The following is a 16,912-nucleotide window of genomic DNA, read 5'->3' on the forward strand; positions in this document are numbered from 1 at the left end:
ACTTATTCCCCCTGAGCGGCAACTGGCGCTTGTGTCAGTAAGTTACGAACCCGGGTTTGCATCAATTTTTCCAGCATCGGCTGGCTCTTCAATTGATCTGGCACGTCCATTGAAATTGACTGCTGACTCAGGTTCTCCAATTCATCCAGAAACGCCTTGGTATTCGGATCATTCACATCAAAATAGGCGCGAACCCAGGTAGAGATCGTCTCTAGCGACTGTTTATACACTTCATCTTGATGGCGAGGTACTGCCTGAGCAGCGACCAGCAAGCGGGAACGGATATTTTCACGTAAATAAACGTCCTGATTGGGGGCCAGCAGTGGCTCCGCGCTACTATCGCGGCGGCGGATAGTGATAAAATCTGACATAAAGCTATTCCAGCTTTTGGTCAGATTCTGACGCCATTCGGCTAATGAGCTGGACAGTTCATCGCTATTAGCATCCATCGGTGAATCATCAATATTGTTATCGGCGAGACGCAGGTTATCGACCTGATTCGACAATTGATTCAATTTGAGAATAATACCGTCGAAATCGACCTGAGTGACTGCCGAAAGAGTGCTGATATCTTCGGTTAAGGCCCGGCGCACGTCGATAAGGCTTGGGTCATTCATATCGGCCAGACTGGCATCGGCACTTTTCAGTAATGTCGCCGCGGTGGTGACATCCTGATCGCTCCAAAGCTTACGCCCTGCCATTTTCACCAGAAAATCTGCCTGCGCCAGTAACCAGGTTTTAGCATCACTTCCTGAAATCGTCGCGACTTTTTCCTGCAACTCATTTAGTTGGCGCGTCAGTGAGGTTTGTTGGCGGTCAGCCGCCTCCAGCGCTTTGCCTTGCTGTTGCAATAATGACTCAAGCTGTTGTTTTTCCTGCAACTGGCTCTGTTTCAATTCGGCTAACTGATCTTGCAGCGCACTATTTGCTGCTGCTTGTAACTGAGCCTGCTGGTGTCCGTGATAATAAAGCCCGGCACCTAGCGCGATAGCCAGTGCAATAGCAATGGCACCCAGAATTGGGCCGGTTTTTTTCTCCCGGCGGGCTTCTGGTTCTGGCTGTTGGTGCCTCTCAGCCGCGGTGGTTGTCTCTTCCACTGGTGCGGATGGGGTATTTTGTTCCGTCATATTGGGCATCCCATAGTCAGGTTTCAGGTTTATTGAAAATTTTGCAGTGCGCGGATCAGCGCATCATTATCAGCATTCTCCGCGACCCGGATTTTGCTCCAGCCCAATTGGGCTGCCAGGGTCGCCAAACGATCGCTCACGACCACTAACCGGCAGCGGAGCAACCAGGAAGAACGATAATAATCAGGAACTAAAGTATAGATCTGTTGTAGCATTTCGCCGCTGGTAACGACCAGAGTATTGACCCCGGAACGCTGCCAGTGCGCACTTTGTTCACTGCCATCATAAAAAATAGGACTGCGTTGATAACATTCGCAAAAAGTCACCGTTGCTCCCCGCTCGGTCAGGCTTTCACCAAGCAGCTCTCGCCCGCCATTACCGCGCAATAACAGTGCCTTCTTACCTGTCAGTTGTTGCAGGTCGGGCAATGATAATAGCATCTCGCTGGTTTCTCCCGTCGGGGGGAAGGTAACGTGCAAGCGGCTGGCGGTATGCAATGCTAATGCAGTGTTACGACCAATAGCATAATAAGATAACTGCGTAGGCCATGACAGGTTATTTCTTTTTAACAGCGGGTTAGCGTAGCGAATCGCGTTCTGCGATAAGGCAAAAACCAGATCACCCGCCTGCATCTCTTGCAGTAATGCGGGCAGTTTGGGCAGGTCATCACCGGGTGAGAAATCAATCAACGGCGCATGATAGGCAACCCGGCCCAGCGCACGCAGGCGGCTAACTAACTGCTCCCCGGCAGGAGATGGACGGGTGACCAGAATCGTCATAGCGGTGGATTATCCTGATAAACCTCAGCCAGTATTTCACGAGCACCGCGTGATAGCAGCTCATCGGCCAGCTCAACACCCATTTGCTCTGCATTTTCAGCCGGCCCTCGGCGCTCGCCGCGGATAATCTCACTGCCATCGGGTGCACCGACCAACGCGCGCAGCCACAGTGTATCGCCGTCCAATTCGGCATAACTGCCGATAGGCACCTGACAACCTCCTTCAAGGCGGGTATTCATGGCGCGTTCAGCGCACACGCGCAATTCAGTTTCGCGATGATTCAAGGGAGCCAGTAGTTGACGGGTAAAATCATCATCCAGACGGCATTCAATACCGACGGCACCTTGACCAACCGCGGGCAATGACTCCTCGGCAGGCATGGCATAACGAATTCGCGTTTCCAGCCCGAGGCGCTTGAGGCCAGCAACGGCTAAAATAATAGCGTGGTATTCACCTTTATCTAACTTGGCAAGGCGCGTGCCGACGTTACCGCGCAGGTCACGGATAATCAGATCAGGGCGGCGCTCACGCAATTGACACTGACGGCGCAAGCTTGACGTGCCGACAATGCTGCCAGCGGGCAGCTCATCCAAATGGGCATAATTTATTGATACGAAAGCATCGCGAGGGTCATCCCGCTCGCAAATGGTGACCAGCCCCAACCCTTCAGGGAAAGCGATCGGGACATCTTTCATCGAATGAACGGCAATATCTGCTCGTCCTTCCAATAGCGCTAGCTCTAATTCTTTAACAAACAAACCTTTACCACCGACTTTTGCCAGTGGAGTGTCCAGAATGATGTCCCCACGGGTCACCATTGGCACCAATTCGACTTGCAGGCCTGGGTGATTGGCTTGCAGTAAATGTTGAACATAATGTGCTTGCCATAAGGCGAGCGGGCTTTGTCGCGTGGCAATTCGAATAATTTTGTCTAACATTGCTTGTTACCGTTTTTATATTTTACGGCCCATCCTACCATTGACCGGTGAAGACTGTCAGTGTGATAGCCACAGGCCTTAAAGGTTTTTGCCAGATATCGGGTCATTGCGATCATGACTTTGGCAAGAGATAGGCATTATAATTGTAGGGATAGCTTTACTTTCTTTACGGTCAATCGGCAAGGTGTTAGATTGATCACGTTTCCAGCAATAATTCGTTAACTGTTATTCAAACAATATGTCTTCAAACAAAATGTTTTTTGGTCAGTTCAACAAAAACCACATTTTCGCTGAAAGTCAAAAAAAGCCATAAGCGAATTTGGAACACGGTTTTTTTTCTAAGCACCGGAACAATTCTAAGCACCGGAACAACCAGGCGAGACGTCTTGTACCTCTACATCGAGACACTGAAACAGCGACTGGATGCGATCAACCAATTACGAGTCGATCGCGCCTTGGCGGCTATGGGGCCAGCCTTCCAAAAGGTCTACAGTCTGCTACCGACCCTATTACATTGTCATCATCCACTGATGCCGGGCTACCTTGATGGTAACGTTCCCCATGGCATCTGCCTTTTCACGCCCAATGAAACGCAACAGGATTATCTCTCTGAGGTTGAAGCCAAATGGGGCCAGCCTTTGCAGCAGAGTGTGGGCGGTGAACTGCCGATTACCGGCGTCTACTCAATGGGTAGCACTTCATCTATTGGTCAGTGCCATACGTCCGATCTGGATATCTGGGTGTGTCACCAAGCCTGGCTTGATGCTGAAGAGCGCAACCGGCTGCAAAAGAAATGTAGTCTGCTGGAAAAATGGGCTGCATCAATGGGTGTTGAAGTCAGCTTCTTCCTGATAGATGAAAACCGCTTCCGCCATAACGCCAGTGGCAGTCTGGGGGGCGAAGATTGTGGCTCTACCCAACATATTTTATTGCTGGATGAATTTTACCGCAGCGCGGTTCGTCTGGCAGGGAAACGTATTCTGTGGAATATGGTTCCGGTTGAAGAAGAAAATAATTACGATGATTACGTGTTGTCGCTGTATGCGCAGGGCGTATTAACCCCGAATGAATGGCTGGATCTGGGCGGTTTGAGCACCCTGTCAGCGGAAGAGTATTTCGGGGCCAGCTTGTGGCAATTGTACAAGAGTATCGACTCGCCTTATAAAGCGGTGCTGAAAACACTTCTGCTGGAAGCCTATTCTTGGGAATACCCTAATTCCCAACTGTTGGCGATGGAAATCAAACAGCGCCTGCATGCCGGTGAGATTGTGGCATTTGGCCTTGATGCTTACTGCATGATGCTCGATCGCGTCACCCGCTACCTGACTCAAATTAATGACACCACCCGTTTGAACCTGGTGCGTCGTTGTTTCTATCTGAAAGTGGGCGAGAAATTATCCCGCAGCCCCGTAAGTGCGGGCTGGCGGCGTGAAATTCTCAGCCAATTGGTCAGTGAATGGGGCTGGAGTGACGAGAGTCTGGCGGTGTTGGATAACCGCGCAAACTGGAAGATTGAACGGGTGCGTGAAGCACATAACGAGCTGTTAGATGCCATGATGCAAAGCTATCGTAATTTGATTCGCTTTGCGCGGCGCAACAACTTGAGCGTTAGCGCCAGCCCGCAGGATATCGGCGTTCTGACCCGAAAACTGTATGCGGCATTTGAAGCCCTGCCGGGTAAAGTGACCCTGGTTAACCCACAAATTTCACCGGATCTTTCCGAAGAGCACCTGACCTTTATTCATGTGCCCGCGGGCCGTGCTAACCGTCCGGGCTGGTATCTGTATAACCAAGCGCCGTCGATGGAGACGATTGTCAGCCATCAACCGCTGGAATATAACCGTTACCTGAATAAATTGGTGTCATGGGCCTATTTCAACGGCTTGTTGACCAGCAAAACGCGCCTGCATATTAAAAGTGCCAATCTGTGCGATACCGTCAAACTGCAAGAGTTGGTGACAGATATCTCTCACCACTTCCCATTGCGTCTGCCAGCACCGACACCGAAAGCGCTGTATAGCCCGTGCGAGATTCGCCATTTGGCGATTATCGTCAATCTGGAACATGACCCAACTGCCGCTTTCCGTAATCAAGTGGTGCATTTTGATTTCCGTAAACTGGATGTTTTCAGTTTTGGCGAGCAGCAACAGTGCCTGGTTGGCAGTATCGACTTGTTGTATCGCAATTCATGGAATGAAGTGCGGACACTGCATTTCAGCGGTGAACAGGCGGTATTGGAAGCGCTGAAAACCATTTTAGGCAAAATGCATCAGGATGCGGCTCCGCCAGAATCCGTGGATGTATTCTGCTATAGCCAACATTTGCGTGGCTTGATTCGTACCCGTATCCAGCAATTGGTTTCTGAATGTATTGAACTGCGCTTGTCCAGTACCCGCCAGGAACCGGGCCGTTTCAAAGCGGTGCGAGTTTCCGGCCAGACTTGGGGCTTGTTCTTTGAGCGCCTGAGTGTCTCAGTACAAAAACTGGAAAATGCTGTCGAATTCTATGGCGCGATATCCAATAACAAGCTGCATGGGTTATCGATTCAGGTCGAAACTGACCAAATTCATTTACCACCGGTTGTGGATGGTTTTGCCAGCGAGGGGATTATTCAGTTCTTCTTCGAAGGCACCGCCGATGAGAAAGGATTTAATATTTATATCCTGGATGAGACAAACCGCGTTGAGGTTTATCATCATTGCGAGGGCAGTAAAGAGGAGTTAGTGCGGGATGTCAGCCGTTTCTATTCATCTTCTCACGACCGCTTTACCTACGGCTCCAGCTTTATCAACTTCAACTTGCCGCAGTTCTACCAAATTGTGCAATTAGATGGTCGAACTCAGGTGATCCCTTTCCGCAGTAATGCGTTATCTCATCTGCATATTGCTGATAAAGAAACCTCCGCACCGGCGCAGCAGTTTCAGCTACACTAACCCTCTGCGGCCTTGACACCGCAGGGAGTTAGTTGCGCGCTCTTACCCGTTTGAGCTACTCGATAAAACTTACGTCTTCACCAGCTTGCGCGGTCGCAGCTTCAGATAATTTGGTAAAGAACTCTTCGCCGCTGCGCGAGCAATACCAATGCCCTTCGCGGTAATCAAAATGATAACCGCCCGCTTTAGTTGCCAGCCATACCTGATGTAGTGGCTCCTGGCGGTTGATAACAATTTTGCTGCCATTTTCAAAAGTCAGGGTCATCACCCCGCCATTGGTTTCATAATCGATATCGCTATCGCCGCTAAAACCATCCAGTGTTTCTTCAATGCAAAGCATCAATTGATCGGCTAACTGATGAAACTCGCTGTCGTTCATATTCAATTCCTATTGCTTTTCATGATCCACCTGCGATTATAGAGGCCTTGGACGCGTGAATCACAGGCAATAACACATTTACCGGCGTCAAAACAATTTACAGGCGTTAAAAAATGAAAAAGAAACTATGTTGGCCACTGACTGCGATGATGGTGTTCGCGCTGAGCGGTTGTGGTCTGAAAGGTCCGTTATATTTCCCACCGGCAGATAAACCTACAGTTGAAACGACAAAACAAGACAGCGGGCAGGTCGATAAAAATCAGCAGGGTTTACCGGGCGATTCAAAACCGACCCAAAGTATCGCTGGGCCACAGTGACAATCCTTTACGCCGCCAGATTGAGTCAGTACCGAATGTAGCCAGTACCGAAAATTTAGCCGGTCAATAAAAGTCAGCGGAGTATGAAATGCAGTTCTCCAAAATGCACGGTCTTGGCAACGACTTTATGGTTGTCGATGCAGTTACCCAAAATGTTTACTTTTCGTCGGAGTTGATCCGCCGATTAGCAGACCGGCACACTGGCGTGGGCTTTGATCAAATGTTAGTGGTTGAACCGCCTTACGATCCTGAGCTGGATTTTCACTACCGTATTTTTAATGCCGACGGCAGCGAAGTCTCTCAGTGTGGCAATGGCGCGCGCTGTTTTGCCCGTTTTGTCCGCCTGAAAGGGCTGACCAATAAACGCGATATCAGTGTCAGCACCCAAACTGGCCGCATGATACTGAGTGTGACTGAAGACGAACTGGTGTGCGTCAATATGGGCGAACCCAATTTCGAACCGCAGAGTGTTCCTTTCCGTGCGGCTAAAGCTGAAAAAACCTACATTTTGCGTGCCGCTGAACACACCGTGTTATGTGGTGTCGTTTCGATGGGCAATCCTCATTGTGTGATGCAGGTTGATGATGTTTCGGTTGCCAATGTTGCCTTGCTAGGCCCAGTATTAGAAAGCCATGAGCGCTTTCCCGAACGGGCTAATATCGGCTTTATGCAGGTTGTGAGCCGTGAACATATCCGCTTGCGGGTGTATGAGCGCGGAGCCGGTGAAACTCAGGCTTGTGGTAGCGGGGCTTGTGCAGCCGTGGCGATTGGCATTCAGCAAGAATTGTTGGGTGAAGAGGTGCATGTTGAACTGCCGGGTGGCAGTTTGCATATCAGTTGGAAAGGGCCGGGTCACCCGCTGTATATGACCGGGCCAGCAACCCATGTGTATGATGGCTTCATTCATTTATAATATACCCGTCATACTTCAAGCTGCATGTGTGTTGGCCGCCTTCGTTCACCCCAGTCACTTACTTATGTAAGCTCCTGGGGACTCGCTCAGTTGCCGCCTTCATGCAACTCGAATTATTTAGGGTATAAAGGTTCATTATGACGGGTGTGACATGAAAAGTTCTGAGGAGCAGGCGCTAGCGGGTATCGAGTTAGATGACGATACCGTTATGCAGTATTTATTGCAAAACCCCGACTTCTTTATCCGCAATGCTCGTTTGGTTGAACAGATGCATATTCCCCATCCGGTTAGAGGCACAGTCTCGCTGGTGGAGTGGCAACTGGGGCGTCAGCGTAACCAGATAGGTCAGTTGGAAGAAGAGATTACATTACTGATGGAGCAGGCGGGTCTGAATGAAGTGTTATTCAACCGGTTACTGCAACTACAAGGCAATCTTGCCGCCGCCAGTAGCTTGCAAGATATGCTCAATCGTTTGCAGCGCTGGGCCAGAGATTTTGGGCTGGCTGGTGCAAATGTCAGATTGTTTACTGACCGTTGGCAAATCGGCGCGCCATCTGACTTCACCCATTTAGGTCTGTCTCGCCACGCTTTTGAGCCAATGCGCATTCAGCGGCTGGGGAATGCTCGCCATTATCTTGGCAGCCTGAATGGGCCGGAGCTGTTGCTGTTATTGCCGCAGGCCAAGCAAGTCGGGTCTGTGGCATTGTCGTTGCTGGGCAAAGAGGGCGATCTGGGGGTTATCATTTTCAGCAGTCGTGATATCCAGCATTATCAGCAAGGCATGGGCACCGTGATGCTGAATCAATTATCCATGTTATTGCCGAGTCTGCTGGAGCGTTGGATAGAGCCGGTATGACCGAGTTCAGCACTTCACTTGCCCCGCAGGTAGAGGCTTTTCTGCGTTACCTCAAAGTTGAGCGCCAACTCAGCCCGCTGACTGTCACCAGTTATCGGCGTCAGTTGCAGGCGCTGATGGAAATGGGCGAACAGATGGGGTTGGCACACTGGCAAACACTGGATGCCGCTCAAGTGCGCTCATTGGTTTCGCGCAGCAAACGCGCCGGTTTGCACTCATCCAGCCTGGCTTTGCGGCTCTCGGCTTTGCGCAGTTTCCTCAACTGGCTGGTCAGTCAGGGCATACTGCAAGCCAACCCGGCTAAAGGAGTCAGTACCCCGCGTTCTGGCCGTCATCTGCCGAAAAATATTGATGTCGATGAGGTCGATAAACTGCTGGATATCGACCTGAATGACCCACTGGCTGTACGTGACCGGGCGATGCTGGAAGTGATGTATGGCGCGGGCTTGCGCTTATCTGAACTGGTCGGAATGAACTGCAAACATGTCGATCTGGCGAGCGGTGAAGTGTGGGTGATGGGGAAAGGTAGTAAAGAGCGCAAAGTGCCTATCGGCAAGACGGCAGTCAAGTGGCTGGAGCATTGGCTGGAACTGCGTGAATTGTTTGAACCGCAGGATGACGCCATCTTTTTAGCTAATACCGGGAAGCGGATTTCAGCGCGAAATGTGCAAAAACGCTTTGCCGAATGGGGTGTCAAGCAAGGGGTCAGTAGCCATATTCACCCGCATAAACTACGCCACTCTTTCGCCACCCACATGCTGGAATCCAGCGGCGACCTGCGTGCAGTGCAGGAGTTACTCGGCCACGCCAATCTGAGCACCACACAAATTTATACTCATCTAGACTTTCAACATCTGGCAACAGTGTATGATGCTGCTCATCCACGGGCCAAACGAGGCAAATCCTGATGCATTTTTATCGTCCACTTGAACGTATTTCCGCCATTACCTTCGATTTGGATGACACCTTGTATGACAATCGGCCGGTGATATCCCGCACAGAACAAGAATCTGTGGCATTTTTACAGCAGTACCACCCCAATTTGGCGCAGTTACAAGCCGCAGATTTACACCACTTTCGCCGTGAATTACTGGAGCAAGATCCGGACATTTACCACGATGTCACTCAGTGGCGCTGGCATGCTATTGAGCTGGGGTTGATGCGTCATGGCTTGAGTAAGTCAGAAGCGCAATGTGGGGCTGATGCTGCTATGGAAAACTTTGCCCTATGGCGTAGCCGTATTTATGTGCCGCCGGCGACTCACGACACCTTAAGCGCGCTGGCTGAACATTATCCGCTGGTGGCTATCACCAATGGCAATGCGGACCCTAAAGCCTGTGGTCTGGATAATTATTTTCAGTTTGTCTTGCGCTCCGGCCCGCATGGTCGCGCCAAGCCCTTCCGCGATATGTATCATAAAGCGGCGAATCATCTGGATATTCCGCTGAAAAATATCTTACATGTCGGTGATGACCTGACTACAGATGTAGCCGGTTCACTGCGTTGTGGCATGCAAGCATGCTGGATTAATGACCGCCAACAGAGCCTGATGACGGCCAGTGACAGCCGGTTATTGCCACATATTGAGATTTCGCAGTTGGCTTCCCTGACAGCATTGCTATAATCCTCTGCAATAACTCTGTATAAATTCACAGTGAAATGATGTTAAAATCGCCGGATAGCTGGCGATTTAGCTATTTTCCCTTACCCGATAAACGGTGCCTATGGACGTTTCTGATCTGCTCGACAGCCTGAATGAAAAACAACGTGAAGCCGTGGCTGCACCACGCTGCAACCTGTTGGTACTGGCCGGTGCGGGCAGTGGCAAAACACGGGTACTGGTTCATCGTATTGCCTGGCTGTTGTCGGTAGAAAATGCCTCCCCGTATTCGATTATCGCGGTGACCTTTACCAATAAAGCGGCGGCCGAAATGCGCCACCGTATTGAGCATTTGATTGGCACCAGTCAGGGCGGCATGTGGATTGGCACTTTCCACGGTTTGGCGCACCGGTTGCTGCGCGCTCACCATATGGATGCCAATCTGCCGCAAGATTTCCAAATCCTCGACAGTGACGACCAGTTGCGGTTATTAAAGCGCTTGGTTAAGGCCTTGAATTTAGATGAAAAACAATGGCCGCCGCGTCAGGCAATGTGGTACATCAACGGCAAAAAAGACGAAGGTCTACGTCCGCAGCATATTGAGAGCTACGGTAACCCGGTTGAAGCCACTTGGTTGCGCATCTATCAGGCCTATCAGGAAGCCTGTGACCGCGCGGGCCTGGTGGATTTTGCCGAGCTATTATTGCGCGCGCATGAGCTGTGGCTGAATAAGCCCCACATTCTGAATCACTATCGCGAGCGCTTTACCAACATTCTGGTGGATGAGTTCCAGGATACCAACAACATTCAATATGCCTGGATTCGCCTGCTGGCGGGGGATCGTTCCAATGTGATGATTGTCGGCGATGATGACCAGTCAATTTATGGCTGGCGCGGGGCGCAGGTGGAGAATATCCAGCGTTTCCTGAAAGATTTTCCCGGCGCTGAAACTATCCGATTGGAGCAGAATTATCGTTCGACCAGCAATATTCTGACGGCGGCAAACACCCTGATTGCTAATAATGACGGGCGCATGGGTAAGAACTTGTGGACTGATGGGGCGCAAGGCGAGCCTATCTCACTCTATTGTGCCTTTAATGAGTTGGATGAAGCCCGGTTTGTGGTAAATCGTATCAAAGCCTGGCAAGACAACGGCGGTGCGCTGAATGATTGTGCCATCTTGTATCGTAGTAACGCCCAATCGCGTGTTTTGGAAGAAGCTTTGTTACAAACGGCGATGCCGTACCGTATTTATGGTGGTCAGCGCTTCTTCGAACGTCAGGAAATCAAAGACGCACTGGCTTATTTGCGCCTGATTTCCAATCGTAACGATGATGCCGCTTTTGAGCGGGTGGTGAATACGCCGACTCGTGGGATTGGTGATCGCACATTAGATGTGATTCGCCAAACCGCGCGTGACCGTCAGTTAACCTTGTGGCAGTCAACCCGTGCCATGTTGCAGGAAAAAGTGCTGGCAGGCCGAGCGGCTTCTGCGCTGCAACGTTTTGTCGAACTGGTGGATTCACTGGCGCATGAAACCGCTGATATGCCGCTGCATGTCCAAACTGATCGAGTGATTCGCGATTCTGGTTTGTGGTCGATGTATGAGCAGGAAAAGGGCGAAAAAGGTCAGGCGCGTGTTGAAAACCTTGAAGAACTGGTCAACGCGACCCGCCAATACAGCTATCAGGATGAAGATCAGGATCTGATGCCACTACAGGCATTTCTTTCTCATGCGGCGCTGGAAGCCGGTGAGGGGCAGGCCGATGCCTATCAGGATGCAGTACAATTGATGACTCTCCATTCAGCAAAAGGGCTGGAGTTCCCGCAGGTATTTATCGTGGGTATGGAAGAGGGCATGTTCCCAAGTCAGATGTCACTGGATGAAGGTGGGCGTCTGGAAGAAGAACGGCGGCTGGCCTATGTTGGGGTCACGCGCGCGATGCAGAAACTGACCCTCTGTTATGCCGAGAGCCGCCGCTTGTACGGCAAAGAAGTAAATCATCGACCATCACGTTTTATCGGCGAATTACCGCAAGAGTGTGTCGAAGAAGTGCGGCTACGCGCGACAGTCTCCCGCCCGGTAAACCACCGTAGAATGGGGACTCCAATGAACGAAAATGACAGCGGCTTCTCACTGGGCCAGCGGGTGCGACATCCTAAGTTTGGTGAAGGCACTATCGTCAATTTGGAAGGCAGCGGTGAGCACAGTCGATTGCAAGTAGCTTTCCCCGGTGAAGGGATTAAGTGGTTGGTGGCGGCTTACGCACGGCTGGAAGCCGTCTAAATTTACCCTGCGGCCTTGACGCCGCAGCGGTGTTAGCGGCATTCACTCACCCGAATCACTGACTCATGTCAGCTCATCGGGATGCGTTCATTTGCTGCCTTGCTGCAACGCCAATGACTTTGGGTAAACCCTGCGGCCTTGACGCCGCAGCGGTGTTAGCGGCATTCACTCACCCGAATCACTGACTCATGCGGCTCTCATCCTGAGCCGCCTGCCTTGCATCGGTTTCCGCTTGTAGCAGAATGGCTTTGCCCATCCACTGGGTAACATCCTGAATTCCGGCGTCATCCAAATGCCAAATATCTTTCAGCACCATAAACACTTCTGACCCATAAATTAACGAAAAGGCATAAATCACGCGTTGCAGTGCTTCTGGCGGTAACTTTCCTTCCAATGGCTCAACTGCCAGCTTTAACAACCGTTTACGGTTACCACGAACCAGCTTCTCTTCATTGTTTGGATTACTGCGGTTGTCGGCCCATTGTTGTAACGATAAATGCAACGCGGCCCGCAGCACACCTTCATGTTGCAACATCCGCGGATAAGCAAAAGACAATAATTCAGCAATCCGCTGACGGGCATCAGGTTGAGTCGGTTGCCACGCCAATATCGGCCCGAGGCTCTCATCGACCATGGCAGAAACCAAGGCACTTTGCGTCGGGAAATAGCGGTAAGCCGTTGCACGGGAAAGCTGGGCAGCATTTGCCACTTCAGTTATTGATGGAAACGCACCTTGTTCATACATCGACATCGCGGTATCGATAAGTAACCGCCGGGTTCTGGCCCTGATAGTGGTTAGTGATGGAGAGGCGTGCTCTGGTTTATCTTGATGGCTCACGGTCACTCCATAGGCTTGAGATCGTATTTGCGCCCACTATAACAAACCGTTGGCACAAATCGCCATGAATGCCCTTCACATTCAGATTATTTTTGAGACTGCAGTCTCACATTTGGAAAATGCACTTTGCGATAATGATACGGCAGTCTCAATATGATTCTATCTTAACCAACGCGCTTCATTTTTTGTGACATTCCGCACTCACAGAAGGATGTTCAGATGCCCCGTCATATTTTTATCGCGACTACGACAGATACCAAAGGCGACGAGCTGGCCTATGTCAGTGAATTGATTAAAGCAACCGGCCTGAAGACAGTTACGGTTGATTTGTCGACTAAAGAGGCTCAGCGAGCAGGTGGCGCTGATATCACGGCTGAAATGGTGGCAAGCCATCATCCTGATGGGCGTCAGGCCGTCTTCTGTGGTGACAGGGGGCGGGCGATAAGTGCGATGGCGGTGGCTTTTGAACGTTTTATTGCCAGCCGTGATGATGTGGCTGCACTGTTAGGTTTGGGAGGCTCCGGTGGTACGGCGCTAATTACACCCGCCATGCAAAGCTTACCCATCGGCATTCCTAAACTGATGGTATCAACAATGGCTTCTGGTGATGTTTCCGGTTACATCGGCGCCAGTGATATTGCCATGATGTATTCGGTCACGGATATTGCCGGGCTGAATCGTATTTCCCGCCGCGTACTGAGCAATGCGGCCCATCAAATTGCCGGTGCGGTTTATTTTGCCAAAGAAGCATTTGCCAAAGAAGAGTTAGCCACCGCTGACAAACCTGCGCTGGGTTTGACCATGTTTGGTGTGACAACCCCGTGTATTCAGGCTGTTAGTGCTGCGTTATCGGCAGAATATGATTGCCTGGTGTTCCACGCGACCGGCAGTGGCGGCAAGGCCATGGAAAAATTAGCGGAAAGTGGCTTACTGGCAGGGGCGCTGGATCTGACCACCACCGAAGTCTGCGATCTATTATTTGATGGTGTTTTAGCCTGTGGGCCAGAAAGGTTCGATGCCATTGCTCACAGCCAAATCCCTTATGTCGGTTCTTGTGGCGCATTAGATATGGTCAATTTCGGCAGCCCGGCTACTATTCCGACGAAATACGCTGACCGCTTATTCTATGAGCACAATGCGCAAGTCACACTGATGCGCACCACCGAGCAAGAGAATATTGAGATGGCGCGCTGGATTGGCGAGAAGCTCAATCGTTGTGAGGGGGAAGTGCGTTTCTTGATTCCAGAGGGTGGCTTCTCAGCGCTGGATGCTCCGGGCCAGCCTTTCTGGGACGAAAAAGCACTGCAAGCCTTTATCCATACGCTGCAAGAAACCGTGATTCAAACTGACAAACGCCGTCTGGTGCATTATCCGTTCAATATTAATGATCCACAGTTTGCCCAGGCAGCGGTTGAAAAATTTAAAGAAATAGCAAAGAGCCCATCCCATTACACCCTAAATAATTCAAGTTGCAGGAAGGCGGCAACTGAGTAAATCCCCAGAAGCTTACACGAGTAAGTGACTGGGGTGAGCGAAGGCAGCCAACGCACATGCAGTTCGAAGTATGACGGGTTTAGGGCCATAAAATATCTGGAGAAACATATGCCAAAATTTCAACGCCAGGCCATATTGGCTAAATTTCGGGAAATGATTGCGCGCCGTGAACCGATTATCGGTGGCGGTGCGGGTACGGGGCTATCGGCCAAATGTGAAGAGGCCGGTGGTATTGATTTAATCGTCATCTATAACTCAGGCCGCTATCGCATGGCCGGTCGTGGTTCGCTGGCTGGTCTGTTGGCCTACGGCAATGCCAATGAAATTGTGGTCGATATGGCAAAAGAAGTGCTGCCAGTGGTCAAGAATACACCGGTGCTGGCGGGGGTGAATGGCACGGATCCATTCTGTCAGTTCGACCAGTTCCTGGACCAACTGAAAGCATTGGGCTTTTCTGGCGTGCAGAACTTCCCAACTGTCGGGTTAATCGACGGGAACTTCCGTGCCAACCTTGAAGAGACTGGCATGGGTTATGGTTTGGAAGTGGACATGATCCGTCTTGCCCACGAGAAAGATTTACTCACCACACCTTATGTTTTCAGTGCCGAAGATGCTGTCGCTATGACCCAAGCGGGGGCTGATATTATTGTCCCTCATATGGGGCTGACCACCGGTGGTAATATTGGCGCTGACACGGCATTGAAGCTGGCAGATTGCGTTCCTCTGATTAATGAATGGGCCGCTGCCGCAAAAGCAGTACGTGAAGATGTGATTGTGTTGTGTCACGGCGGGCCGATTTCTACCCCGCAAGATGCGCAATACATCATGGATAATTGCCCGCAATGTGATGGTTTCTACGGTGCCAGCTCAATGGAAAGGCTGCCGACAGAAATTGCGCTGACGGACACGACTAAGCAGTTTAAAAATATAAAGCGTTGATTATTCTTGCCAATACCAAGGGAAAGCCTGTTTGTAAATTTTGCTGAGTCATCGGCTTAATAAACATTCAGGATACACAAAACCGAAGTCGAAGCTGGCTTCGGTTTTTTACTTTTTACCGCTATTAACCCGGTGTGTTCTTACCTGCTTTTGCTATTGGTGAGATTATCGGCAAGAACTGAAATTTGTGCTCATCAATTAACATCTTTTAACCGGTTGACAGACTTTTTCTTCTCGGCGTAACATGCGCGCACTATTCTTGATGAGGACATTCGCCTTGGACACACCCAGTAGATACTGGCTCAATAACCTGTTCATATGGTGCAACTTCTAAGGCTATCCTCTTATTTGCTGATAGCCTTCGTGGTTGTCAGCGGCCCCGCTAAACCGTCGCTGTGAGTCAGATCTCCTAACGGTCTGAAACAAACGGTATTTCAATACTCACCTGTTTCTGTGCTTCAATGCGTTTTCCCTATCCATCACCGCAAGGGAGTTTTGGCACATGCTGAGCGCATTTAAATTAAGTAATAATCGCTTATCCCGTTTGGAGCTGGATGAATCAGATGACCTGACAACCTCACTTTGGGTCGATTTAGTCGAGCCAGAAGAGGGGGAGCGGGAACGCGTCCAGAATGAGTTAGGGCAAAGCCTGGCGACCCGGCCAGAATTGGACGACATCGAGGCTTCCGCACGATTCTTTGAGGATGAGGATGGCCTGCATATCCACTCCTTCTTCTATTATGAAGATGCTGAAGACCACGCGGGTAACTCAACGGTGGCATTTACTATTCGGGATGGCCGCCTGTATACCCTACGCGAACGTGAATTACCGGCATTTCGTTTATATCGTATGCGCGCGCGTAACCAGACACTGGTTGATGGTAATGCCTATGAGTTGCTGCTGGACTTGTTTGAAACCAAAATCGAACAGTTGGCAGATGAAATCGAGAATATTTACAGCGATTTAGAAGCCTTGAGCCGCGTTATCATGGAGGGCCAGCAGGGCGATGAATATGATGCTGCGCTCTCCACATTGGCGGAACAGGAAGATATCGGCTGGAAAGTGCGGTTATGTCTGATGGATACCCAGCGGGCGCTGAATTTCCTGGTGCGTAAAGCGCGTTTGCCAAGTGGCCAACTGGAACAAGCTCGTGAGGTGCTGCGCGATATCGAATCCCTGCTGCCGCACAATGAATCCTTATTCCAGAAAGTTAACTTCCTGATGCAAGCGGCGATGGGTTTTATCAACATCGAGCAGAACCGTATCATCAAGATCTTCTCGGTGGTATCGGTTGTCTTCCTACCGCCTACGTTGGTGGCATCCAGCTACGGGATGAACTTTGAGTTTATGCCGGAGCTACGTTGGTCATTTGGTTATCCGGCGGCGATTGGTTTAATGATTATCGCTGGCCTGGCACCATATCTCTATTTCAAACGCAAAAACTGGCTCTAAAGCCTTCGCCCCTGAAGTTGCAGGGGTGTTAGCTGCGTTCACGCACCTGAATCACTTAC

Annotated in this window: 15 protein-coding genes; 10 read left to right on the top strand and 5 right to left on the bottom strand. The window is 50.6% G+C overall.

Going from position 1 to position 16,912, the window contains the following annotated elements:
- Positions 1 to 2: 2 nt before the first annotated feature.
- From hemX to hemC, 3 genes are read right to left on the bottom strand one after another with little or no spacing between them, the layout of a single operon-like run.
- Complete coding sequence (gene hemX, locus HU019_RS02470; protein ID WP_174848119.1) at positions 3 to 1,127, bottom strand: uroporphyrinogen-III C-methyltransferase; 1,125 nt, start codon at positions 1,125 to 1,127, stop codon at positions 3 to 5.
- Between the two features lie 29 nt (positions 1,128 to 1,156).
- Positions 1,157 to 1,906, bottom strand: coding sequence for a uroporphyrinogen-III synthase (hemD, locus tag HU019_RS02475; RefSeq protein ID WP_174848120.1), 750 nt, complete (start codon positions 1,904 to 1,906; stop codon positions 1,157 to 1,159).
- Positions 1,903 to 2,844 (bottom strand): hydroxymethylbilane synthase, encoded by a 942-nt coding sequence (gene hemC / locus HU019_RS02480; protein ID WP_077295553.1) that lies wholly within the window; start codon positions 2,842 to 2,844, stop codon positions 1,903 to 1,905. Before hemC ends, hemD begins: the two co-directional genes overlap by 4 nt.
- A 386-nt stretch (positions 2,845 to 3,230) precedes the next feature.
- On the opposite strand from hemC, the gene HU019_RS02485 reads away from it, so the two are divergent.
- Positions 3,231 to 5,777: a class I adenylate cyclase gene (locus tag HU019_RS02485; RefSeq protein WP_174848121.1), complete on the top strand. Its 2,547-nt coding sequence runs from the start codon at positions 3,231 to 3,233 to the stop codon at positions 5,775 to 5,777.
- A 55-nt stretch (positions 5,778 to 5,832) separates the two neighbouring features.
- Here the strand turns inward: HU019_RS02485 and cyaY are convergent, their stop codons facing one another.
- Positions 5,833 to 6,156: an iron donor protein CyaY gene (cyaY, locus tag HU019_RS02490; protein ID WP_174848122.1), complete on the bottom strand. Its 324-nt coding sequence runs from the start codon at positions 6,154 to 6,156 to the stop codon at positions 5,833 to 5,835.
- A gap of 113 nt (positions 6,157 to 6,269) precedes the next feature.
- Here cyaY and lptM point away from each other — a divergent pair, with 113 nt between their 5' ends.
- From lptM to uvrD, 6 genes are all read left to right on the top strand, one after another.
- On the top strand, positions 6,270 to 6,473 hold the full coding sequence (gene lptM / locus HU019_RS02495; RefSeq protein ID WP_174848123.1) for an LPS translocon maturation chaperone LptM: 204 nt from the start codon (positions 6,270 to 6,272) through the stop codon (positions 6,471 to 6,473).
- An 88-nt stretch (positions 6,474 to 6,561) separates the two neighbouring features.
- Positions 6,562 to 7,386, top strand: coding sequence for a diaminopimelate epimerase (gene dapF / locus HU019_RS02500; protein WP_174848124.1), 825 nt, complete (start codon positions 6,562 to 6,564; stop codon positions 7,384 to 7,386).
- Positions 7,387 to 7,537: 151 nt separating this feature from the next.
- A complete protein-coding gene (locus tag HU019_RS02505; protein ID WP_174848125.1) occupies positions 7,538 to 8,242 on the top strand; it encodes a DUF484 domain-containing protein in 705 nt (234 codons plus the stop codon).
- Positions 8,239 to 9,150, top strand: a complete 912-nt coding sequence (gene xerC, locus HU019_RS02510) for a tyrosine recombinase XerC (RefSeq protein WP_174848126.1) — start codon at positions 8,239 to 8,241, stop codon at positions 9,148 to 9,150. The genes HU019_RS02505 and xerC overlap by 4 nt, the downstream gene beginning before the upstream one ends.
- Positions 9,150 to 9,866 carry a 5-amino-6-(5-phospho-D-ribitylamino)uracil phosphatase YigB gene (gene yigB, locus HU019_RS02515; RefSeq protein WP_174848127.1) on the top strand — a complete coding sequence of 239 codons (717 nt, stop codon included), beginning with the start codon at positions 9,150 to 9,152 and terminating at the stop codon, positions 9,864 to 9,866. The genes xerC and yigB overlap by 1 nt, the downstream gene beginning before the upstream one ends.
- Before the next feature lie 100 nt (positions 9,867 to 9,966).
- Positions 9,967 to 12,129, top strand: a complete 2,163-nt coding sequence (gene uvrD, locus HU019_RS02520) for a DNA helicase II (RefSeq protein WP_005166120.1) — start codon at positions 9,967 to 9,969, stop codon at positions 12,127 to 12,129.
- Between the two features lie 178 nt (positions 12,130 to 12,307).
- Here uvrD and HU019_RS02525 read toward each other — a convergent pair whose 3' ends face one another.
- Positions 12,308 to 12,967, bottom strand: a complete 660-nt coding sequence (locus tag HU019_RS02525; protein WP_174848128.1) for a TetR/AcrR family transcriptional regulator — start codon at positions 12,965 to 12,967, stop codon at positions 12,308 to 12,310.
- Between the two features lie 219 nt (positions 12,968 to 13,186).
- Here HU019_RS02525 and HU019_RS02530 point away from each other — a divergent pair, with 219 nt between their 5' ends.
- From HU019_RS02530 to corA, 3 genes are all read left to right on the top strand, one after another.
- Positions 13,187 to 14,461, top strand: coding sequence for a Tm-1-like ATP-binding domain-containing protein (locus HU019_RS02530; protein WP_174848129.1), 1,275 nt, complete (start codon positions 13,187 to 13,189; stop codon positions 14,459 to 14,461).
- A gap of 108 nt (positions 14,462 to 14,569) precedes the next feature.
- A complete protein-coding gene (locus HU019_RS02535; RefSeq protein ID WP_174848130.1) occupies positions 14,570 to 15,400 on the top strand; it encodes a phosphoenolpyruvate hydrolase family protein in 831 nt (276 codons plus the stop codon).
- A 502-nt stretch (positions 15,401 to 15,902) separates the two neighbouring features.
- Positions 15,903 to 16,853: a magnesium/cobalt transporter CorA gene (gene corA / locus HU019_RS02540; RefSeq protein ID WP_005166238.1), complete on the top strand. Its 951-nt coding sequence runs from the start codon at positions 15,903 to 15,905 to the stop codon at positions 16,851 to 16,853.
- The last annotated feature ends 59 nt before the right edge of the window (positions 16,854 to 16,912 follow it).

Source organism: Yersinia artesiana, assembly GCF_902726545.1.
Lineage (GTDB): Bacteria > Pseudomonadota > Gammaproteobacteria > Enterobacterales > Enterobacteriaceae > Yersinia > Yersinia artesiana.